Origin of the sequence: Streptomyces sp. E2N166 (assembly GCF_003671715.1) — a bacterium.
GTDB classification, from domain to species: domain Bacteria; phylum Actinomycetota; class Actinomycetes; order Streptomycetales; family Streptomycetaceae; genus Streptomyces; species Streptomyces thinghirensis.
In genome coordinates this window covers 178757-200575 of sequence record NZ_RAIF01000018.1, presented here as the reverse complement: position 1 = coordinate 200575, position 21819 = coordinate 178757, and the positions used below count along the sequence as shown (strand labels likewise).

At 71.7% G+C, this 21819-nt stretch carries 19 protein-coding genes and 1 tRNA gene; 13 read left to right on the top strand and 7 right to left on the bottom strand.

Annotated elements, in window-relative coordinates:
* Positions 1 to 109: 109 nt before the first annotated feature.
* From EBH09_RS15150 to EBH09_RS15130, 4 genes are all read right to left on the bottom strand, one after another.
* Positions 110 to 961, bottom strand: a complete 852-nt coding sequence (locus tag EBH09_RS15150; RefSeq protein WP_121747536.1) for an S-methyl-5'-thioadenosine phosphorylase — start codon at positions 959 to 961, stop codon at positions 110 to 112.
* Positions 962 to 1044: 83 nt separating this feature from the next.
* Positions 1045 to 1377 carry an FmdB family zinc ribbon protein gene (locus EBH09_RS15145; RefSeq protein WP_121747535.1) on the bottom strand — a complete coding sequence of 111 codons (333 nt, stop codon included), beginning with the start codon at positions 1375 to 1377 and terminating at the stop codon, positions 1045 to 1047.
* A 68-nt stretch (positions 1378 to 1445) separates the two neighbouring features.
* Entirely contained in the window at positions 1446 to 2675 is a 1230-nt protein-coding gene (locus tag EBH09_RS15140) for an MFS transporter (RefSeq protein WP_345940938.1), read from the bottom strand.
* Between the two features lie 450 nt (positions 2676 to 3125).
* The gene (locus tag EBH09_RS15130) at positions 3126 to 4673 is read right to left on the bottom strand and encodes a potassium/proton antiporter (RefSeq protein ID WP_121747816.1); all 1548 of its coding nucleotides are present in this window, start codon (positions 4671 to 4673) and stop codon (positions 3126 to 3128) included.
* Between the two features lie 291 nt (positions 4674 to 4964).
* Here EBH09_RS15130 and EBH09_RS15125 point away from each other — a divergent pair, with 291 nt between their 5' ends.
* Positions 4965 to 7772 carry a penicillin acylase family protein gene (locus EBH09_RS15125; protein WP_121747533.1) on the top strand — a complete coding sequence of 936 codons (2808 nt, stop codon included), beginning with the start codon at positions 4965 to 4967 and terminating at the stop codon, positions 7770 to 7772.
* Positions 7773 to 7856: 84 nt separating this feature from the next.
* Here the strand turns inward: EBH09_RS15125 and EBH09_RS15120 are convergent, their stop codons facing one another.
* Positions 7857 to 8477, bottom strand: coding sequence for a 5-formyltetrahydrofolate cyclo-ligase (locus tag EBH09_RS15120; RefSeq protein WP_121747532.1), 621 nt, complete (start codon positions 8475 to 8477; stop codon positions 7857 to 7859).
* A gap of 93 nt (positions 8478 to 8570) precedes the next feature.
* Between EBH09_RS15120 and galU the strand changes: the two genes are divergently transcribed.
* The 8 genes from galU to EBH09_RS15080 all read left to right on the top strand — a co-directional run bounded on the left by galU (position 8571) and on the right by EBH09_RS15080 (position 16127).
* Positions 8571 to 9473, top strand: a complete 903-nt coding sequence (gene galU, locus EBH09_RS15115) for a UTP--glucose-1-phosphate uridylyltransferase GalU (protein ID WP_121747815.1) — start codon at positions 8571 to 8573, stop codon at positions 9471 to 9473.
* Between the two features lie 71 nt (positions 9474 to 9544).
* A complete protein-coding gene (gene glp / locus EBH09_RS15110; RefSeq protein WP_193776357.1) occupies positions 9545 to 10828 on the top strand; it encodes a gephyrin-like molybdotransferase Glp in 1284 nt (427 codons plus the stop codon).
* Between the two features lie 85 nt (positions 10829 to 10913).
* Positions 10914 to 11435, top strand: a complete 522-nt coding sequence (gene moaC, locus EBH09_RS15105; RefSeq protein ID WP_121747531.1) for a cyclic pyranopterin monophosphate synthase MoaC — start codon at positions 10914 to 10916, stop codon at positions 11433 to 11435.
* Positions 11432 to 11971 carry a MogA/MoaB family molybdenum cofactor biosynthesis protein gene (locus EBH09_RS15100; protein ID WP_121747530.1) on the top strand — a complete coding sequence of 180 codons (540 nt, stop codon included), beginning with the start codon at positions 11432 to 11434 and terminating at the stop codon, positions 11969 to 11971. The genes moaC and EBH09_RS15100 overlap by 4 nt, the downstream gene beginning before the upstream one ends.
* Before the next feature lie 23 nt (positions 11972 to 11994).
* Positions 11995 to 12603: a GNAT family protein gene (locus tag EBH09_RS15095; RefSeq protein WP_238697341.1), complete on the top strand. Its 609-nt coding sequence runs from the start codon at positions 11995 to 11997 to the stop codon at positions 12601 to 12603.
* A 172-nt stretch (positions 12604 to 12775) separates the two neighbouring features.
* Positions 12776 to 14029 carry a gephyrin-like molybdotransferase receptor GlpR gene (gene glpR, locus EBH09_RS15090; RefSeq protein WP_121747528.1) on the top strand — a complete coding sequence of 418 codons (1254 nt, stop codon included), beginning with the start codon at positions 12776 to 12778 and terminating at the stop codon, positions 14027 to 14029.
* 82 nt (positions 14030 to 14111) lie between these two features.
* Positions 14112 to 14185: transfer RNA gene (locus EBH09_RS15085), tRNA-Ala, on the top strand.
* A 196-nt stretch (positions 14186 to 14381) separates the two neighbouring features.
* Positions 14382 to 16127, top strand: coding sequence for a hypothetical protein (locus tag EBH09_RS15080; protein WP_121747527.1), 1746 nt, complete (start codon positions 14382 to 14384; stop codon positions 16125 to 16127).
* Positions 16128 to 16148: 21 nt separating this feature from the next.
* Here the strand turns inward: EBH09_RS15080 and EBH09_RS15075 are convergent, their stop codons facing one another.
* Complete coding sequence (locus tag EBH09_RS15075) at positions 16149 to 16634, bottom strand: GNAT family N-acetyltransferase (protein WP_121747526.1); 486 nt, start codon at positions 16632 to 16634, stop codon at positions 16149 to 16151.
* Between the two features lie 129 nt (positions 16635 to 16763).
* Between EBH09_RS15075 and EBH09_RS15070 the strand changes: the two genes are divergently transcribed.
* Positions 16764 to 17567 (top strand): exodeoxyribonuclease III, encoded by an 804-nt coding sequence (locus tag EBH09_RS15070; RefSeq protein ID WP_121747525.1) that lies wholly within the window; start codon positions 16764 to 16766, stop codon positions 17565 to 17567.
* Between the two features lie 25 nt (positions 17568 to 17592).
* Here EBH09_RS15070 and EBH09_RS15065 read toward each other — a convergent pair whose 3' ends face one another.
* Positions 17593 to 18264 carry a MerR family transcriptional regulator gene (locus tag EBH09_RS15065; protein ID WP_121747524.1) on the bottom strand — a complete coding sequence of 224 codons (672 nt, stop codon included), beginning with the start codon at positions 18262 to 18264 and terminating at the stop codon, positions 17593 to 17595.
* Between the two features lie 133 nt (positions 18265 to 18397).
* Here EBH09_RS15065 and EBH09_RS15060 point away from each other — a divergent pair, with 133 nt between their 5' ends.
* From EBH09_RS15060 to EBH09_RS15050, 3 genes are read left to right on the top strand one after another with little or no spacing between them, the layout of a single operon-like run.
* Positions 18398 to 19978 (top strand): NAD(P)/FAD-dependent oxidoreductase, encoded by a 1581-nt coding sequence (locus tag EBH09_RS15060; protein ID WP_121747523.1) that lies wholly within the window; start codon positions 18398 to 18400, stop codon positions 19976 to 19978.
* Positions 19975 to 20919 (top strand): alpha/beta hydrolase, encoded by a 945-nt coding sequence (locus EBH09_RS15055; protein WP_121747522.1) that lies wholly within the window; start codon positions 19975 to 19977, stop codon positions 20917 to 20919. Before EBH09_RS15060 ends, EBH09_RS15055 begins: the two co-directional genes overlap by 4 nt.
* A complete protein-coding gene (locus tag EBH09_RS15050; protein ID WP_121747521.1) occupies positions 20916 to 21809 on the top strand; it encodes an SDR family oxidoreductase in 894 nt (297 codons plus the stop codon). Before EBH09_RS15055 ends, EBH09_RS15050 begins: the two co-directional genes overlap by 4 nt.
* The last annotated feature ends 10 nt before the right edge of the window (positions 21810 to 21819 follow it).

The window sequence follows — 21819 nt, the reverse complement described above, 5'->3', positions numbered from 1 at the left end:
CCTGGCTGCCCCAGTCGCCCGCCGACGCCCGCACCCGGCCGCCCCAGTCGCCACCGAAGCCACCACCCGGCCGCCCCGGCACCACCCCCCGATCGGCACGGCCCCGCGGCTACGGCAGCGTGAGCCCCGGATCCATCCCGCCAAGCGCAGCCCCGCACGTGCAGTCCCGGGCCCCGGTCGCCGGCAGCGCGGCCACCGCGTCGAACAGGACGCCCCGCAGCCGGTCCACGTTCGCCGCGAACACCCGCAGTACCTCCTCGTGCGAAACGCCCTCGCCGCTCTCCGCACCGGCGTCGAGGTCGGTGACGAGGGTCAGCGAGGTGTAGCAGAGCTCCAGCTCACGGGCGAGCGCCGCCTCGGGATGGCCGGTCATGCCCACCACCGACCAGCCCTGTGCCCGGTGCCACAAGGACTCCGCGCGGGTCCCGAAGCGCGGCCCCTCGACCACGACCAGGGTGCCGCCGTCCACGGGCTCCCAGTCCAGCCCCCGGGCCGCCTTCAGCGCGGCGGCCCGACCGGTCGGGCAGTAGGGGTCGGCCAGCGACACGTGCACCACGTTGGGCACCGTGCCGTCGGGCATCGGCAGCCCGTCGAAGTACGTCGACGGCCGGGTCTTCGTACGGTCGACGAACTGGTCCGGCACCAGCAGGGTGCCCGGCCCGTACTCGGGGCGCAGGCCGCCGACCGCGCACGGGCCGAGGACCTGGCGCGCGCCGACCGACCGCAGCGCCCACAGGTTGGCCCGGTAGTTGATGCGGTGCGGCGGCAGATGGTGGCCGCGCCCGTGCCGGGGGAGGAAGGCGACCCGCCGGCCGGCGACCTCGCCGAGGAAGAGGGAGTCGCTGGGCGGCCCGTACGGGGTCTCCACCTCGACCTCGGTCACGTCGTCGAGGAACGAGTAGAAACCCGAGCCGCCGATCACGCCGATCTCGGCATCCACCTTGTTCGCCTTGTTCGCCATGCCCGCACCCTAGCCGCCCCGGAAAACGCCGAGGACCCCGTCGTCGGACGACGACAGGGTCCCGTAAGAAGTCCTGATGGGCCTTACGCGGCGGTGGTGCTGGAGGAGGAGCTGCCGGAACTCGACGATCCCGACGACGAACCGGAGCCCGACGACGAACCGGAGTCCGACGACTTCGACGAAGAAGAGGACGTCGAGGACGCGGAGGACTTCGACGCGGTCGAGCTGCTGGACGAGCTGCCGCGGCTGTCGTTGCGGTAGAAGCCGGAGCCCTTGAAGACGATGCCGACCGCCGAGAACACCTTCTTCAGGCGGCCCTGGCAGTTCGGGCACTCGGTCAGGGCGTCGTCGGTGAACTTCTGCACCGCCTCGAGGCCCTCGCCGCACTCGGTGCACTGGTACTGGTACGTCGGCACTTGTCTTCCTCCTGGCACTCTCACTCGATGAGTGCTAACGACGGTCCATAGTGACGTATTCCGCGGGATCAGTCCACTGCGGCGTGCTCGCGGTGACCGACGCCACGTGCGACCGTACGCTCCCGGGGCCGGGTCTCCAGCCGGGATCGCAGCGTCACCAGCGTCGCCAGCGCGAGCACGGTGCCGCCCATCGGCACCAGGAACCCGGCGCCGTCCCAGAACCGGTCCTCCAATTGCCCGGAGACGGTCACGGCCGCCGCCTGGCCGAGCGCCACGGCGCCGGTCAGCCAGGTGAAGGCCTCGGTGCGGGCGCCGGCCGGGACCAGCCCCTCGACCAGCGTGTAGCCGGTGATGAGGGCGGGCGCGATGCACATGCCGACGAGCAGGCCGAGGCCGGCCAGTACGAGCACCGAGTGCGCGGCCCACAGCCCGGACGCGGTCAGCGCGAGGGCGGTGTAGCCGACCAGGAGGCGCCGCTGCGGGGCGACCTTCCAGGCGATGGCGCCGCAGGCCAGGCCGGAGAGCATGTTGCCCGCGGCGAAGATCCCGTACAGGACGCCGTTCAGCCCGGGCTCGCCGATCGACTCGGTGAACGCGGCCAGCGAGACCTGCATGCCGCCGAAGACGGAACCGATGCCCAGGAAGACCACGACCAGGACGCGCACCCCGGGGACGCGCAGCGCCGGAACGTGCTCCGCGCGCGCGTGGTCGCCGTCGGCTCGGCCGACCTTCGGCTGAGTGCTCTTCTGCGCGGCGAACAGCAGACCGCCCACCAGGGTGAGCGCCGCCTCCGTGACCAGGCCCGCGGCGGGGTCGACGGCAGTGCACAGAGCGGTGGCGATCAGCGGGCCCAGGACGAAGGTCAGCTCGTCCGTGACGGACTCGAAGGCGGCCGCGGTGCCCATCAGGGGCGAGCCCTTGAGTTTCACGCCCCAGCGGGCCCGCACCATGGGCCCGACCTGCGGCACCGAGGCGCCGGTGGGCACGGCCGCCACGAACAGCGCCCACAGGGGTGCGTCCGCGAGCGCGAGGGCGGTCAGGATCAGACCGGACGCGGCGTGCACGAGTACGCCGGGGAGCAGGACGGCGCGTTGTCCGTAGCGGTCGGCGAGCCGGCCGGTGTAGGGGGCGAACACGGCCATGGCGACGCCGGTGACGGCCGCGACGGCGCCCGCGACGCCGTAGGAGCCGGTGGTGTGCTGCACGAGCAGCACGATGGAGAGCGTCAGCATGGCGAAGGGCTGGCGTGCCGCGAAGCCGGGAAGCAGGAACGTCCAGGCGCCGCGGGTGCGCAGCAGCTGTCCGTATCCGGGGCGGGCGGAGCCGGGCGCGGTGTGCTGCGCCCCCTCCGGCGACTTCTTCGACGGGGTGACCGTGGATGCCACGGCCCGTGCCTTTCTGCCGCCTGGTAGCGCGGTCCGCCTCGCGGCTGTCGCCGTGCGGGAGCGCCGAGAGCTGTCCTCTTGCGCGGACTGCGGTAGATGCCGGAGCCCGATGGGGGAGGGGGCGTGCCGGCCGCCATACGGTCGCGCCAGCTCTGCTTCAGGCAGAGTTGGTTCGATCAGGTGCCGCCTTCATCGTACAGGGATCAAGAGGGGCGCAACCTGTGAAAGCGCGCACTCCTCTCTTCCACGCCTACGATTGCCGTCCGCCTGTCCGCGCCGCCCGCCTGTTTTTGCCGTGCGCCTGCCCTTGCCGCCCGCCTGTCCTTGCCGCACCAGCCCTTGCCGCACACCTGCGCTCGCCTCTCACGCTCGCCTGTGATGGCCGCTGGTGCCTCCGGTGCCCAGCCAGCCGGCCAGTTTGCCGCCGTGGCCGACCGCGCGCAGCCGCGCCTCGGCGGCGTCCCGGACGGGGTCGGTGGCGACCACGAGGAGTTCGTCCCCGCGCCGCAGTCCCGTCGTGGGCAGCGGCACGAACGACTTCCCGTCGCGGACGACCAGCGTGACGGCGGACCCGGTCGGCAGCCGCAGCTCGCTGACCTCGACGCCGTGCATCTTCGAACCCTCGGGGATCGTGACGGACAGCAGATGCCCGCGCAGCCGTTCCAGGGGTGCCGACTCGATGCCGAGGTCGGCGGCCTCGTCCCCCTTGCCCAGGCGCAGCTTGCGGGCCAGCCACGGCAGGGTCGGCCCCTGGACCAGGGTGTAGACGACGACCAGGACGAAGACGATGTTGAAGATCCGGCGGCTGCCGTCGACGCCCTCCACCATGGGGATCGTCGCCAGGACGATGGGCACCGCGCCGCGCAGCCCGGCCCAGGACATCAGGGCCTGCTCCTGCCACGGCACCCGGAACGGCACCAGGCACAGCACGACGCTCAGCGGGCGCGCCACCATGGTGAGCACCAGTCCGATGACCAGGGCGGGCAGGATGTCGTCGCCCAGCTCGTGCGGGGTGACCAGCAGACCGAGCAGTACGAACATGCCGATCTGGGCGAGCCAGCCGAGCCCGTCCGCGAACCCCCGGGTGGCGGGCCAGTGCGGCAGCCGGGCGTTGCCCATGACCATCGAGGCGAGGTAGACGGCGAGGAAGCCACTGCCGTGGGCCATGGCACCGGCCGCGTAGGCCGCGACGGCGATCGACATGACGGCGATGGGGTAGAGGCCGGAGGCGGGCAGCGCCACGTGCCTCAGCCCCAGCGACCCCAGCCACCCGACCGCGAGTCCGACGGCCGCGCCGATGACCAGCTCCAGGGCGATCTCGCCCAGCAGCACGTACCAGTGCTCGATCGGTCCGGCCGCGGAGAAGGCGACCACCAGGATGACCACCGGGGCGTCGTTGAAGCCCGACTCGGCCTCCAGGGTGCCCACTATCCGTGAGGGCAGCGGAATCCGGCGCAGCACCGAGAAGACGGCGGCCGCGTCCGTGGAGGACACCACCGCACCGACGATCAGCGCCTGCCGCCACTCCAGCCCGGTCAGGTAGTGCGCGCCCGCGGCCGTCACGCCGACACTGACCGCGACCCCGGCCAGCGCCAGTGCGGAGGCGGCCGGCAGAGCCGGTTTCGCCTCCTTCCACTTCGTGCCGAGACCGCCTTCGGCCAGGATCACGACCAGGGCGGCGTACCCGATGACCTGGACCAGTTCGGCGTTGTCGAACTGGATGTCGCCGATGCCGTCCTGACCCATGGCGACACCGATCGCCAGGTAGACGAGCAGGCTGGGGAGCCCGCTGCGCGAGGAGATCCGGACCGCCGCCACGGCGATGAGCAGTACGAGCGAGCAGACGAGCAGGAGCTGGTTGAGGTGGTGGACAGTCAGCGGCCGTTCCCTTCCCTGGCGCACAGCACGGATCGCGACGCGGACCACAGTGCGGATCGCGGCACGGACGAGTGCCTCCCGCGCGGTGCGCGAAAGCACACCCCCATGGCACACGAGCCCCAGTGCTCTGCGGACAACTACTTCGTTACCTTACCTAACTCTTGACGATTTCTTGACGCTCGGCTTGGCAAGATCGAACGCCCGTGCCCGCCGGTACCCGACTCCGCGTCAAGGGGGCGTGGGCCCTGCGCCTACAGTTGCTCCAGCGTTCAGTACAAAGCACAGCCCGCCCCTGCCGCTCGTGTTAGGACAGCAAGGACAGCGATGCCCCCCACCAACACCGCCTCTACGGGTCAGCAGCCCGGCAAGTCCGGCAGGAAGAAGGGGCGCAAGGCGCGCCTGCTCGTCCTCGTGCTGGTCCTGGCCGTCATCGGCGGCCTCGTCTACGGGGCGTACTGGTCCATCAGCACCGTCCGCGCGTCCTTTCCGCAGACCAAGGGCTCGATCACGCTGGAGGGCCTGTCGGGGCCGGTCGACGTCAAGCGCGACAACTACGGCATCCCGCAGATCTACGCCTCCTCCGACGAGGACCTGTTCATGGCGCAGGGGTACGTCCAGGCGCAGGACCGGTTCTACGAGATGGACGTGCGCCGCCACATGACCTCCGGGCGCCTGTCGGAGATGTTCGGCAAGGGCCAGGTCGACAACGACGAGTTCCTGCGCACGCTGGGCTGGCACCGGGTGGCGAAGAAGGAGTACGACGAGAAGCTGTCGGACTCCACCAAGAAGTACCTCCAGGCGTATGCCAAGGGCGTCAATTCCTACCTGGAGGGCAAGGACGGCGAGGACATCTCCCTGGAGTACGCCGCCCTCGGCTTCACCAACGACTACAAGCCGCAGGAGTGGACGCCGGTCGACTCGGTGGCCTGGCTGAAGGCGATGGCCTGGGACCTGCGCGGCAACATGCAGGACGAGGTCGACCGTGCCCTGATGACCAGCCGCCTCGGTCCCAAGCAGATCGCCGACCTGTATCCGGCGTACCCGTACGACCGGAACAAGGCGATCGTCCAGGAGGGCCAGTACGACGAACTGACCGAGACGTTCGACGGCGGCGGCGCGTCCGGTGGCGGCGACGACTCCTCGTCCGGTACGGGCACGGGTACGGGCACCGGGACGGGTACGGGCAATGGCATCGGGGCCGGCACCGGTACCGGCGCAGGTACGGGAAACGCTCTGCAAGGCCAACTGGCCGGTCTCCAGGACGTCCTGGACGACCTGCCCACCGCCGTCGGCGTGAACGGCAACGGCATCGGCTCCAACTCCTGGGTCGTCTCCGGCGAGCACACCATCACCGGCAAGCCGCTGCTGGCCAACGACCCGCACCTGTCGCCGTCGCTGCCGTCAGTCTGGTACCAGATGGGCCTGCACTGCCGCAGCGTCTCCGCGAAGTGCCAGTACGACGTCGCCGGCTACACGTTCGCGGGCATGCCCGGCGTGGTCATCGGCCACAACCAGGACATCGCCTGGGGCCTGACCAACTCCGGCGTCGACGTCACCGACCTCTACCTGGAGAAGATCACCGGCAACGGCTACCAGTACGACGGCAAGGTGGTCCCCTTCGAGACGCGCGAGGAGACCATCAAGGTCGCCGGCGGCGAGTCCAAGAAGATCGTCGTACGCGAGACCAACAACGGCCCCCTGCTCTCCGACCGCGACGACGAACTCGTGAAGGTCGGCAAGAAGGCCACCGTCGACACCGCCGCCCCCGACCGTGGCGACGGCTACGGCGTCGCGCTGCGCTGGACCGCGCTGGACGCCGGCACCACCATGGACGCCGTCTTCGCGATGGACCGGGCGAAGGACTGGGACGCCTTCCGCGAGGCCGCAGCCCTGTTCGACGTGCCCTCGCAGAACCTCGTCTACGCCGACGCGGAGCACATCGGCTACACGCTGCCCGGCAGGATCCCCGTGCGCGCGGAGGACCACGACGGTTCGGTCCCGGCACCGGGCTGGGCCTCCGAGTACCGCTGGACCGGCGAGTACATCGACCCGGACGAGCTGCCGTACGAGTACGACCCGGAACGCGGCTACATCGTGACCGCCAACCAGGCCGTCGTCGACGCGGAAGAGTACCCGTACACGCTGACCACGGACTGGGGCTACGGCACCCGCAGTCAGCGGATCACCTCCCTGATCGAGCAGAAGATCAAGGACGGCGGCAAGATCTCCACCGACGACATGCGCCAGATGCAGCTGGACAACAGCAGCGAGATGGCCAAGCTGCTCGTCCCCCAGCTGCTGAAGATCGACGTCGGTGACAAGGACGTCCGCGAGGCGCAGAAGCTGCTGGAGGGCTGGGACTACACCCAGGACGCCGACTCGGCGGCCGCCGCCTACTTCAACGCGGTGTGGCGCAACGTCCTCAAGCTCGCCTTCGGCAACAAGCTGCCCAAGGAGCTGCGGGTCGAGGGCCAGTGCCTGTGGGTCGACCCGGTCAACACCACCGGACCCGCGGACGAGACGAACAAGGTCCGCGAGTGCGGCCAGCGGGATGCCGACCAGTCGCAGCCGGACGGCGGCGACCGCTGGTTCGAGGTCGTGCGCACCCTGATGGACAAGCCCGAGAGCGACTGGTGGACGACGCCCGCCTCCGGCACCCGCAAGGGCGCCGACCACAACCGCGACGACCTCTTCAAGCGGGCCATGATCGACGCCCGCTGGGAACTGACCGCCAAGCTCGGCAAGGACATCGACACCTGGAACTGGGGCCGGCTGCACCGCCTGTTCCTGAAGAACCAGACCCTGGGCACCGAGGGCCCCGGCTTCCTGAAGTACGCCCTCAACCGCGGCCCGTGGAAGCTCAGCGGCGGCGAGGCGGCGGTCAACGCCTCCGGCTGGAACGCGGCCGGCGGCTACGGGGTGGTGTGGGTGCCGTCGATGCGGATGGTGGTCAACCTCGGCGACCTCGACAAGTCGCGGTGGATCAACCTCACCGGTGCCTCCGGACACGCCTACAGCGCCCACTACACGGATCAGACGGACAAGTGGGCCGAGGGAGAGCTGCTGCCGTGGGCCTTCTCCAAGAAGGCGGTCGACGACAGTACGAGCGACACGCTGCTGCTGAAGCCGTAGCCGACGACTGACCCGAAGCGGCCCTCCACGCGCGCGTGGAGGGCCGCTTCAGTCGACGCGCGCGTGGACCTGCGCACCCCCGGCTCACGCGCGCGTGAACCTGCGCACCCCCGACGGCGTCACCACCGCGTCCACCGGCCGGTCGTGGGGCTCGGCGGGGACGTGCGCGACGACCTCCGAGTCGTACAGCAGGACCAGCAGCGCGGGACGCGCGCCCGCCCGGTCCAGACGCGCCAGGACCCGGTCGTACGACCCGCCGCCGCGCCCCAGCCGCAGGCCGCGTCCGTCGACGGCCAGGCCCGGCAGCAGCACGACGTCGGCCTCCGTCACCGCGTCCGGCCCCAGGCGCCGGCCGGCGGGCTCGGACAGGGCCATCCGCCCACCGTGCCGCACTACCGCGAGGGAGTCCTCCCCGGCGTACTCGCCCCAGTCCAGGTCGTTGTCCGGCAGCAGCGCCGGCAGCAGGACGCGCACCCCCCGCGCGCGCAGCGCGTCCAGGAGCGTGAGGGTGCCCGGTTCGGCGCCCACGGATACGTATGCCGCCACGGCGCGCGCCTGCGCCACCTCCGGCATCGCGAGCGCCCGTGCGGCCAGCGAGTCCGCCGCTTCTCGCACGTCATCGGCCGTCAACCCGTTCCTCACCGCGAGGAACCCGCGCCGCAACGTCCGCTTGTCAGGCTGGCCAATAGGTCCGATGTGACTCAAAGGTCGCTCCCGTACCTCTCTAATGCGCTCATATGAGCGCCAATGATCCGGAGTCACAGATTCTCCCTATTGGCACCGGATATGGTGGCGCGCATGACTCAGTCCCACCCCAGGATCAGCAAGGCTGTCATCCCCGCAGCCGGGCTCGGTACCCGGTTCCTGCCGGCCACCAAAGCCACTCCCAAGGAGATGCTGCCGGTCGTCGACAAGCCGGCGATCCAGTACGTGGTCGAAGAGGCCGTGACCGCGGGCCTCGGCGACGTCCTCATGGTCACGGGCCGCAACAAGCGCCCCCTTGAGGACCACTTCGACCGCAACTACGAACTGGAGTCCGCCCTCCAGAAGAAGGGTGACGCGAGCCGGCTGGCCAAGGTCCAGGAGTCCAGCGACCTCGCCATGATCCACTACGTCCGCCAGGGCGACCCCAAGGGCCTCGGCCACGCCGTGCTGTGCGCCGCCCCGCACGTCGGCAACGAGCCCTTCGCGGTCCTGCTCGGCGACGACCTGATCGATCCGCGCGACCCGCTGCTGCAGCGCATGATCGAGGTCCAGGAGCAGTACGGCGGCAGCGTCATCGCCCTCATGGAGGTCGCGCCCGAGCAGATCCACCTCTACGGCTGCGCGGCCGTGGAGAGCACCGAGGACGGCGACGTCGTCAAGGTCGGCGGACTGGTCGAGAAGCCCGACGCGGCCGACGCGCCCTCCAACTACGCCATCATCGGCCGCTACGTGCTCGACCCCCACATCTTCGGCATACTCCGCAAGACCGAGCCCGGCCGCGGCGGCGAGATCCAGCTGACCGACGCCCTCCAGCAACTCGCCGAGGACGAAAAGGTCGGCGGCCCGGTGCACGGCGTCGTCTTCAAGGGCCGCCGCTATGACACCGGTGACCGCGGCGACTATCTGCGTGCCATTGTCAGACTCGCATGCGAACGTGAAGACCTGGGCCCGGACTTCCGGACCTGGCTTCGCAGTTACGTAGCCGAGGAGATGTAGGGACGTTGAGCAGCACAGCGCACCGTGACACCGGCCACGACCACGCCCCCGCGGACTTCGGTCCGGACCGGCTGTGGTCGGTGCAGGACCACCTGGACGACATCCTCACCACCGTCCGCCCCCTGGAACCCATCGAGCTGAACCTGCTCGACGCCCAGGGCTGCGTCCTGGTCGACGACATCACGGTGCCGCTCTCCCTGCCGCCGTTCGACAACAGCTCCATGGACGGGTACGCGGTGCGGGTCGCCGATGTCGCGGGCGCGAGCGAGGAGTTCCCCGCCGCCCTGGTCGTCGTCGGGGACGTCGCCGCCGGCCAGGCCGACCCGCTGACCGTGGGTCCCGGCCAGGCCGCCCGCATCATGACGGGCGCCCCGCTCCCGCCCGGCGCCGAGACCGTCGTCCCCGTCGAGTGGACCGACGGCGGGCTCGGCGAGGGCCCGGTGGCCGGCATGCGCGCCCGCAGCCTGGCCCCCGAGGGTGCCGAGGGCCAGGTCCACGTGTACCGCCCGGCCGAGGCACGCGCGCACGTCCGCGCGAAGGGCAGCGACGTCAGGTCGGGCGACCGCGCCCTGGAGGCCGGCACGGTCCTCGGCCCGCCGCAGATCGCGCTGCTGGCCGCGATCGGCCGGGGCAGGGTCCGCGTCCGCCCGCGCCCCCGCGTGGTGGTGCTCTCCACCGGCAGCGAACTCGTCCAGCCCGACGAGGAACTGGCCCACGGCCAGATCTACGACTCCAACAGCTTCGCCCTCACCGCGGCCGCCCGCGACGCCGGCGCCATCGCCTACCGCGTGGGCGCCGTCGCCGACGACGCCGAGACCCTGCGGTCCACCATCGAGGACCAGCTGGTCCGCGCCGATCTGATGGTCACCACCGGCGGGGTGAGCGTCGGGGCGTACGACGTGGTCAAGGAGGCGCTGGCACACGTCGCCGACGAGGACGAGCCCGGCAGCGGCGTGGACTTCCGCAAGCTCGCCATGCAGCCCGGCAAGCCCCAGGGCTTCGGCTCCATCGGCCCCGACCACACCCCGCTGCTCGCCCTGCCCGGCAACCCGGTGTCGTCGTACGTCTCCTTCGAGTTGTTCGTCCGCCCCGCGATCCGCACCCTCATGGGCCTCACCGACGTCCACCGCCCCACGACCACCGCGTCCCTGGCCGCGGAGAAGGCGCTGACCTCGCCGAAGGGACGCCGGCAGTTCCTGCGCGGCAGCTACGCCGACGGCTCGGTCACCCCGGTCGGCGGCTCGGGCTCCCACCTCGTGGCCGCCCTCGCGCACGCCGACGCGCTGATCGTCGTCCCCGAGGACGCCGAGTCCGTCGAGCCCGGCGCCGACGTCGAGGTGGTCCTGCTCGGCTGACCCCGCCCCCTTGGCGGTACCGTGTCGCGCACAGCAGGCCCACGCGCCGCACCGCGCCGGGCCCGGACCGGGAGCGCCACACAGCATGAGTACGCAGGACCGACCCCCGCACCACGGCCAGGACGCGCACGACCCGCAGGACCGGCTGACGCACATCGACGAGGCGGGCGCCGCCCGGATGGTCGACGTGTCCGCCAAGGAAGTGACCGCACGCACCGCGCGCGCGAGCGGACGCGTCCTCGTCGCGCCCCGTGTGGTCGAGCTGCTGCGCGGCGAGGGGGTCCCCAAGGGCGACGCCCTCGCCACCGCGCGCATCGCGGGCATCATGGGCGCCAAACGCACCCCGGACCTGATCCCCTTGTGCCACCCGTTGTCGGTCTCCGGTGTGAAACTGGACCTGTCGGTCGCGGACGACGCCGTGGAGATCACCGCCACGGTGCGCACGACGGATCGCACGGGTGTCGAGATGGAGGCGCTCACAGCGGTCTCCGTCGCCGCGCTCACCGTGATCGACATGGTCAAGGCGGTCGACAAGGGAGCGGTCATCACGGACGTGCGCGTGGAGGAGAAGACGGGCGGCAAGTCGGGCGACTGGAGCCGGTCATGAAACTGGACGGGCCGGCCGGAGGCGCCCTGCTCGCGCCGTACAGCGCCCTCGTGGTCACCGCCTCCAACCGGGCCGCCGCCGGGGTCTACGAGGACAAGGGCGGGCCGCTGATCGCCGAGGGCCTGCGCCGCTTCGGCTTCGCCGTCGACGGCCCCCGGGTCGTCCCCGACGGCGACCCCGTCGAGGCCGCCCTGCGAGCGGGCGCCGAGGCGGGCTACGACGTGATCGTCACCACCGGCGGCACCGGCATCTCGCCCACCGACCGCACCCCCGAGGCGACCCGGGCGGTGATCGACTACGAGGTCCCCGGCATCGCGGAGGCCGTCCGGGCGTACGGCCGGGACAAGGTGCCGACCGCGGTGCTCTCCAGGGGCCTGGCCGGAGTGGCGGGCGGCACGCTGATCGTCAACCTGCCGGGTTCCTCCGGCGGGGTGAGGGACGGTCTCGCCGTGCTGGAGCCGCTGCTCACGCACGCCGTGGACCAGCTCCGCGGCGGCGACCACGCCAGACCCGCCAGTGGTGGGGGTGCGAGCTGAACAGCCCATCCTGGCCCGCGGAGCTGGTGGACGGCGACATCGTCATCAGGCCGATAAGGCTGCGCGACCAGCGGGCCTGGCGGGAGGTCAACCGGCGCAACCGCGACTGGCTGCGACCGTGGGAGGCGACGATTCCGCCGCCGACGCCCGGCGGTCCGCTCACGCACCGGCCCACCTACCGCCAGATGGTGCGGCACCTGCGGTCCGAGGCCCACGCGGGCCGGATGCTGCCGTTCGTCATCGAGTACCAGGGGCGACTGGTAGGGCAGTTGACGGTGGCCGGCATCACCTGGGGCTCGATGTGCTCCGGTCACGTCGGCTACTGGGTGGACGAGGCGGTGGCCGGCCGCGGGGTGATGCCGACCGCCGTGGCGATGGTGGTGGACCACTGTTTCCGCACCGTCGGACTGCATCGCGTCGAGGTCTGTATTCGCCCCGAGAACGCGCCCAGTCGACGGGTCGTGGAGAAACTCGGATTCCGCGAGGAGGGTCTCAGGCCGCGTTATCTCCACATCGACGGAGCCTGGCGCGACCATCTCGTCTTCGCGCTCACCGCGGAAGAGGTCCCGGAGGGGCTGTTGCGGCGCTGGCACCGGTCACGGGACCGGAGTACGCGGAAGACCGGTAATTGAATAAACGTTCGAAATTGACCAGGGTGCGACCGTCCGGAACGGATAATTTCGCGACCCTGGCGGTCGGCTGATCGCATCGATCACAAAAAAAGCTCGAAATATCAGCCAGATCGTGCGACACACCGGCTCAATTGGCGGATGGCCTCAAGCAAACCCCTCTACCGTGTGAGGCGTGAGCAGCAGCGGCCTCATCTACGCAGTCATCGTCGGGGCCTGGGCCGCCTACTTGGTGCCGATGTGGCTCCGTAGGCAGGACGAGCTGAACGAGGCCCGTCCGACGGAACGCTTCAGCACCGCCATCCGGCTGCTGTCCGGACGGGCGGGCATGGAGCGCCGGTACGCCAAGGACCTGCGGTCGCGCTCCGCCGACGAGGCGGAGCCCGACGCCGACGCCCCGGACGCCGTCACCGACTCGGTGGACGTCCGGGCCTTCGCCGTGTCCAGAACGCGCCGGCACCCCCGCCCCGACGCACGGCAGGAGCCCGCGGCCCAGCCCGCGGAGCAGCCCGGACCGGCGCGCCGGCCCGAACCGGCGCGCCAGGAGACCGGGGGACCTCCGCACGGCCCCAGACCCGAACAGTCCCCCGGACCCGGTGCGGCAGCTGCGCGCAAGCGCGTGCCGCAGGCCCGGCGCGCACCCGTCTCACCGGCGGCCGCGGCCCGCGCCCGGCGCACCAAGGTCCTCGCGCGCCGTCGGCGCACGACGGTGATGCTGTTCCTGGCCTTCACCCTCGGCTCGGTCGTCGCGGCGGTCGGCGGACTCGCCTTCCTGTGGGCACCCGGGGTGCCCGCCGTGCTGCTCAGCGCCTACATCGCCTATCTGCGTTCGCAGGAACGCCACCGGTTCGCCTTCCACATGGACCGCCGCCAGGCGGAGGTCGCCGCGCAGCGCCTGCGCGACGGCGACCGCCGGCCGCGCCGGCGCATGCCCGCCGCCCCCGCCGGCCCCGTCGGCGACCCCGACGCCGAGGAGCCGGACGAGGGCCCCGAGGAGGAGCCCGACTCCGGCCTGTCGGCGCTCGCCGCCGACCGGCGCGCGCTGGTGGAGCAGACCGACCACGCCGAGTGGGTGGACCAGCAGCGCGAACGGCAGCGGCGGCCGCAGGGCGACAGCTGGGACCCGGTGCCCGTCCCCCTGCCCACCTACGTCACCGCGCCGGTCGCCCCCCGCGCCACGCCCGACGTGGACCTCGCGGCGCCGGACGCCTGGAGTTCGGCACGCTCCAGCGCCGTCGCCGACCAGGAGGACGCGGCGGCCGACCCCCAGCCGGACCACCCGGCGAGCCACGCCGAGGACCGGGAGGAAACCCCGGGCCGCAGCGACGCCCGCCGCGCCGCGTCCGCCCGCCGGTCCCGGGAACGGGGCCGGACCCCGCTCTTCGACCAGTACGACGACGGAGACCGCCCCCGCGCGGCCAACGAGTAGCTTCCCGCCGGGCCGCCTGCTCGCCGGTCGTAAGCGATTTTTGAGCAGGCCGGTCGGGGTGCTAAAGTTTCACACGTCGCAAGGGCCTGTGGCGCAGTCTGGTAGCGCACCTCGTTCGCATCGAGGGGGTCTGGGGTTCAAATCCCCACAGGTCCACGCACATTGACGAAGGTCCCGTCCGGTCATCACGATCGGGCGGGGCCTTCGTCGTTTCCAGGCGCACCTGTGGCACGTAGGGCCGAGATAAATCCGTGACCGGGCATTGTGCAACCTTCGCCGTTACCAGCGGGTCACCTGTGCGCGGCGTCACCGCAGTGGCGCCGTCCTGTCGTCTGGGGAACGGAAGAAAAGCATGAGACATAGCTCCCTGCGCGCGCCGTGGACTCGCGCGGCAGTGGCCCAAGTGGCCGTCGCGGGACTCGCCACGCTGGGGCTGGCCGGAGTCGCACAGGCGGACGGCGGCCAGGCGCCGCTTCCCGTCACCATCACCGGTCCGGACAAGGTGGACCTGGCGCTGGACGGCGCCGAGGGCGAGCCGGGGGAGCCGCAGATCCGGCTGGGCATCACCGGGCCGGGGGAGTACGACCCGGACAGCGGCACGGACCCGGAGCCGGTCCCGAACAACGGCTACAGCGTCACCATCGACGCCACCGCGCTCAAGGGCTTCGCCGAGGTCGACCTGCCACAGTCGTGCGACGCGGACGGACTGACCGCCGTCTGCGACACGAGCAGCCTGTACCCCGGCGACTCCTACAACCCGAGCTGGAGCATCCGCCTCGACCTCAAGGACACCGCCGAGGCCGGGGACTTCGGCAAGGTACGGGTGACGGGCGCCGGCGAGGGCCTGGAGTTCAACGAGCACACCGTCGACGTGCTGGTCGGCGGGCCCGAGCTGCTGAAGAAGAAGCTCCCGGCCGAACCCGAGGACTTCGAGGCCGGCGACACCTACAGCGCCCCGCTCGGCTTCCGCAACGTCGGCAGCATGCCGGCCGACGGCGTGGTCCTCCGCTTCGGCGGCACGCGCGGCCTGTCCTTCCCCGACTCGTACGACAACTGCTCGTACGCGGAGGAGAACAAGGACGACCTGATCCGCTATCAGAAGGTCGCCCTGTGCACCTTCGAGGGCGAATTCCTGCCGGGCACGGCCTATGAACTGAGCGAGCCGGTCCGGGTGAAGACCGCGGACTTCGCGCTCGGCGACATCTTCCACTACGGCTTCGACTCGGTCGGCGCCGAGGAGGCCGGCGCGCTGCGGTCGGGCGCCGACTACCGGCAGGGGTCCGGCAGGACGCTCACCCTGAAGCCGGTCAAGGGCGGCCAGAGCGGCGACTACACGAAGTACGCCGAGATCGACCTGCCCACGCAGAACAGCTACGACCTCGACCTCACCGGTGCGCGCGTCGACGGCGAGCAGGGCGAGACCGTCACGGTCGACATCGGCCTGAGCAACCACGGACCCGCCTGGATCGGGGCGCTGCGCTCGGGCGGTGAGCCGCTGGGCTTCAGCGTGCGGATCCCCGAGGGCGCGAGCGTCGTGGACAGCCCCTGCCGTCCCATGAACGACGAGGCCACGTCCGAGTACCTCTGCTTCGCCGACACGCCGTTCCTCGAGGACGACCGGCGCACCTTCCCCTTCCAGCTCCGCATCGACAAGGTCGTCGAGGGCGCCAAGGGCAAGATCGCCCTTCCCGAGTGGGACAACCCGTGGGAGGGCGACCCGTCCAACGACACCGGCTGGATCGTGCTGAACGGCACCGGCGACGAGGAGACACCGGGCGACACCGGCGGGGCCACGGGCGGTACCGACGGCGGCTCCACGGGCGGTTCCGGCACCACCGGCGGCTCGGAGACCACGGGCGGCACCGGCACGACCGGCGGCTCGGAGACCACGGGCGGCACCGGCGGCACCGGCACGGGCGGCACCGGCTCCACCGCGGGCACGGCCGGCGGCCAGTCGCCGCAGGGCGGCCAGGACGGCCTGCTGGCCTCCACCGGCTCCACGGCACTGCTCGCCTCGGCCGGCGCGGCGCTGGCCCTGGCCGCGGGCGGCGTACTCTTCGCCGTCGCGCGCCGCCGCAAGGCAGCCGGCACGGCCTGACGAGGGCCTGATGGTCCAGCGCTACGGGACCCGCAGAGCCTTCGCGTAGCAGAGGCTCTCCTCGTGGAAGCGGTAGAAGCCGAACTTCCCGCAGGGCTCGTAGCCGCTGGAGGTGTACAGGGCCACGGCCTCCGGCTGCTTGGTGCCGGTCTCCAGCACCATGCGGGTCCGGCCCGCCGCACGGGCGTCCTCCTCCAGGGCGGCCAGGATGCGGCGGGCCAGCCCGCGCCCGCGCACCTGCTCGATCACGAACATCCGCTTCAGTTCGGCGTCCCCGTCGCGGTAACCCTCGTCGTTGGTCTCCTGGCCGCGCCAGCCACCGGAGGCGACCGGGACGTCGTTCTCGTCGTACGCGATCAGGTACAGGCCGTTCGGCGGCGCGAAGTCCGACGGGTCCAGGTGCGTGGCGTCGCCGCCGTCGCCGTAGCGGACGTCGTACTCGGCCTGTACCTCGTCGTTGAGCTTCACTGCGTCGGGGTGGTCGAAGGGGACCCGGCGTATGTTCATGCTACCTACCGTATATGGATGCGCTATCCGGAGCGGGACATCGTCCAGTGTGCCGGTATCGTGCCCTGGTGCTCACCGTGACCTCCGTCAACGTTTTCGGGGGTCGGCAGTGAAGGTAGGAAGAGTGCTTTGCTAACCGTGACCTCCGTAAACGTGAATGGTCTGCGCGCCGCCGCGAAGAAGGGCTTCGTGGAGTGGCTCGCCGACACCTCCGCCGACGTGCTGTGCCTCCAGGAGGTGCGGGCCGAGCCCCAGCAGCTGCCCGAACACGTCCGCACCCCCGACGGCTGGCACGTGACGCACGCCCCCGCCGCCGCCAAGGGCCGCGCCGGCGTCTCCCTCTACACCCGCCGCGAGCCCGACCGCGTCCAGGTCGGTTTCGGCTCGACGGAGTTCGACGCCAGCGGCCGCTACGTCGAGGCCGACCTGCCCGGTGTGACCGTCGCCTCCCTCTACCTCCCCTCCGGCGAGGTCGGCACCGAGCGCCAGGACGAGAAGGTCCGCTTCATGGGCGAGTTCCTCGCCTACCTCAAGGAACTGCGCGAACGCGCCGCCGCCGACGGCCGCGAGGTCGTCGTCTGCGGCGACTGGAACATCGCCCACCGCGAGGCCGACCTCAAGAACTGGCGCGCCAACAAGAAGAACTCCGGCTTCCTGCCGGAGGAGCGCGAGTGGCTGGGGCGCGTCCTGGATCCGGCTGAGGGCGGCTACGTCGACGTCGTACGCGCCCTGCACCCGGACGTCGAGGGGCCGTACTCGTGGTGGTCCTACCGGGGGCGGGCCTTCGACAACGATTCCGGATGGCGCATCGACTGCCACATGGCCACCCCGGGGCTGGCCGCCAAGGCGGTCAAGGGCCACGTCGAGCGGGCCGCCACGCACGCCGAGCGCTGGTCCGACCACGCCCCGGTGACGGTCGTCTACGACCGCTAGCCTCCGTCCGCCTTCTCCGCCTCCGTCAGCCTTCTCCGCCTTGTCCGCCTTCTCCGCCCCGCCTCTGTATCCGCCGGTCCAGCGCCAGGGACAGTTCCGCCTCGATCACGCTGCGGGCGAGGGGGCGCAGGCGGTGGAGTTCCTCTTCGGGGGCGTGGCGCAGGATCAGGTCGGCGAAGAGGTCGGCCAGGGCGTCGGCGTGTTCGCGGACCCGGGCGCCGGCCTGTAGGACCTCGCCGAGGGGGATGCCCTCGCGGACCAGGGCGGAGGAGACCTCCAGCAGGCGGTGGCTGATGTGGACGAGTTCGTCGCCGTCGGTGCCCAGGTAGCCGAGGTCCATCGCGGCGGCGAGGTTCTCCGGGGTGACCTCGCCCTCGAAACGGGCGGCGAGTTCCTCGGGGGTCAGGCGGACCGGGGTCTCCTCGGTGGGTTCGCCGAGGCCCAGCAGGTCGCCGACGTCGCGGCCGTGGTCGAAGGCGTCGGCGAGTTCCGCGATGCCGTTCAGGGTGTGGCCGCGCTCCAGCAGCGCCGCGATGGTGCGCAGGCGGGCCAGGTGGTGGTCGTCGTACCAGGCGATGCGGCCCTCGCGGCGCGGCGGCGGGATCAGTTTGCGTTCGCGGTAGAAGCGCAGGGTGCGCACCGTGATGCCGGCCAGCCCGGCCAGTTCCTCCATGCGGTATTCGCGCTTCTCGGTCACGCCCCCGACCCTAAGTCGTACCGGCGGTAACTTTCCTGGCCCGCCCCCTACCCATCAGTACGGCGCTGTTCTACTCTCCCCATTGCGCCAGTGTTCACTGGCAGAGTTCTAGGCGACGCGTGGAGGCTTCGGGATGGCCGAGCACGAGCAGGTTCAAGAACACGTGCGGGTGGCGGTGATCGGGTCCGGCTTCGGCGGGCTGGGGGCCGCCGTGCGGCTGCGGCGCGAGGGGATCACGGACTTCGTGGTGCTGGAGCGGGCCTCGAGCGTCGGCGGTACGTGGCGGGACAACAGCTACCCCGGGTGCGCCTGTGACGTGCCGTCCCACCTGTACTCCTTCTCCTTCGCGCCCAACCCCGAGTGGCCGCGCACCTTCTCCGGGCAGGAGCACATCCGCGCCTACCTGGAGCACGTGACCGACACCTTCGGGCTGCGCCCCCACCTCCGCTTCGACTCGGAGGTGAAGCGGATGGCGTGGGACGGCGAGCGGCTGCGGTGGGAGATCGAGACCGCGAGCGGGAGTCTCACCGCCGATGTCGTCGTGTCCGCGACCGGGCCGCTGTCCGACCCCAAGGTGCCGGACATCCCGGGTCTTGACTCCTTCCCCGGCAAGGTCTTCCACTCGGCCCGCTGGGACCACGACTACGACCTCACCGGCAAGCGGGTCGCCATGATCGGCACCGGTGCGTCCGCCATCCAGATCGTGCCGTCCATCCAGCCGAAGGCCGGCCGCCTCACCCTCTTCCAGCGCACCCCGGCCTGGGTGATGCCCCGCATGGACCGGCCGATCAGCGGCGCCGAGCGCGCCCTGCACCGGGCGCTGCCCGTCACCACCAAGCTGCGCCGCGGGCTGCTGTGGGGCATCCGGGAACTCCAGGTGCAGGCCTTCACCAAGCACCCGAACGAGCTGGGCTTCGTCGAGCAGATCGCCAAGCGCAACATGGGCGCCGCCATCAAGGACCCGGCCCTGCGCGCCAGACTCACCCCCGACTACCGCATCGGCTGCAAGCGGATCCTGCTGTCGAGTACGTACTATCCGGCGCTCGCCAAGCCCAACGTGGACGTCGTCGCCAGCGGGCTGAGCGAGGTGCGCGGCTCGACCCTCGTCGCCGCCGACGGCACCGAGGCCGAGGTGGACGCGATCATCTTCGGCACCGGTTTCCACGTCACCGACATGCCCATCGCCGAGCGCGTCGTGGGCGCCGACGGGCGGACCCTCGCCGAGACCTGGAAGGGCGGCATGGAGGCGCTGCGCGGCGCCTCGGCGGCCGGCTTCCCCAATTTCATGACGGTCATCGGTCCCAACACCGGCCTCGGGAACTCGTCGATGATCCTGATGATCGAGTCGCAGTTGAACTACATGGCCGACTACCTGCGGCAGATCAACGTGCTCGGCGGCCGGGCGGCCCTCGACGCCCGGCCCGCCGCCGTGCGGAACTGGAACCACCGGGTGCAGGAGCGCATGAAGCGCACGGTGTGGAACACCGGCGGCTGCACCAGCTGGTACCTGGACGCGAGCGGCCGCAACACCACCGTCTGGCCCGGCACGACCGCCGAGTTCCGGCGCGCGACGCGGCGCGTGGACCTCGCGGAGTACGAGGTGCTGCGCCCGGCCGTCGCCGAGGCGGCCGCTGGAGCGCACACGAGCGCCGGCGCGGCCGGGGACGCCGAGGCGGCCCCCGGCGCGGACGCGACCGCGGAGGTGGGCGCGTGAGCCGCCTGCTGCATGTCGCCGCCGGGCCGTACGCGCCGCCCGCCCCCGCCCGCGAGCTGACCGTCACCGCCGCCGACGGCGCCCGGATACACGTCGAGGTGCACGGCCCCGAGGACGCCCCCGCGGTCGTCCTCGCGCACGGGTGGGCCTGCTCGACCGCCTTCTGGGCGGCGCAGGTCCGTGCGCTGGCCGCCGACCACCGGGTCGTCGTGTACGACCAGCGCGGCCACGGCCGCAGCCCGGCGAACCCGGCGTGCGGCACCGAGGCCCTCGCCGACGACCTCGAAGCCGTCCTCACGGCCACGCTCGCACCGGGCGAGCAGGCCGTGGTCGCCGGGCACTCCATGGGCGGGATGACGGTGATGGCCGCCGCGGCCCGTCCCGCGGTGCGCGAACACGCGGCGGCCGTCCTGCTGTGCAGCACGGGCAGTTCGCGGCTGGTGGCCTCTTCGACCGTGGTGCCGCTCGGGGAGGGCAGGGTGCGCACCTGGCTGACCCGGCGGATCCTCGGCTCCCGGGCGCCGCTCGGACCGGTCACGCCCCTCGCGCGCAGGATCCTCAAGTACGGGACGATGGGCCCCGGTTCGGCCCCGCACATGGTCGACGCCTGTGCCCGCATCGTGCACGCCTGTCCGCGCAAGGTGCGGCACGCCTGGTCGGAGGTGCTGGACCTGCTCGACCTCGACCACGGGGTGCGGGAGTTGACGATGCCGGTGGAGGTGGTCGTCGGCACGGCCGACCGGCTGACCCCGCCCGTGCACGCCCGCTCGCTGGCCGCCGCGCTGCCCCACTGCGTGGGTCTGACGGAGCTCGCGGGGCTCGGCCACATGACGCCGGTGGAGGCGCCGGAGCTGGTCACCGGGAAGATACGCGCCCTCGCCGCCACCCACATACCCACCGCACGCGGCGAGCGTGCCGTACACGTCGAGGAGAGCGCATGAGCAGGGTGAGCCTGGAAGGGCGGGTCGCCGTCGTCACCGGAGCCGCGCGGGGGGTCGGGGAGTTGCTGGCCCGCAAGCTGTCCGCGCGCGGGGTGAAGGTGGCCCTGGTCGGTCTGGAGCCGGACGAGCTCAAGCAGGTATCGGCCCGGCTGCACAGCGAGAGCGAGCACTGGCACGCCGACGTCACCGACCACGAGGCGATGGCCCGGGTCGCGGGCGAGGTCAAGGAACGGTTCGGCAGGATCGACATCGTCGTCGCCAACGCGGGCGTCGCCACCGGCGGGCCCTTCGTCGACTCCGACCCTCAGTCCTGGCGGCGGGTCGTCGAGGTCAACCTGATCGGCTCGGCGGTCACCGCCCGCGCCTTCCTGCCGGCACTGCTGGAGAGCCGCGGTTACCTGCTCCAGATCGCGTCCCTCGCCGCCATCACCCCCGCGCCGATGATGAGCGCCTACTGCGCCTCCAAGTCCGGTGTCGAGGCGTACGCGCACTGCCTGCGCGGCGAGGTCGGGCACCGGGGCGTGAAGGTCGGCGTCGGCTATCTGTCCTGGACCGACACCGACATGGTGCGCGGTGCGGACCAGGACGACGTCATGCGCGAACTGCGCCAGCGGCTGCCCTGGCCGTCGAACAAGACCTATCCGCTGGGCCCGGCGGTCGACCGGCTCGTGGAGGGCATCGAGCGCCGCTCGGCCCACGTCTACGGGCAGTGGTGGCTGCGCGGCATGCAGGGGATGCGCGGCTACCTGCCGGCCGTCATCGGCACCGTCGGTCAGCGCGAGATGCGGCGCTTCGGGGACCGGCTCGACAGCGTGCGCACGGGCCTGGTCGGTGCGGGCGGAGCGGCCGACGAACAGCGTCCCACCAGCAGGACTACGGTCCGTAAGTGATCGACATGCG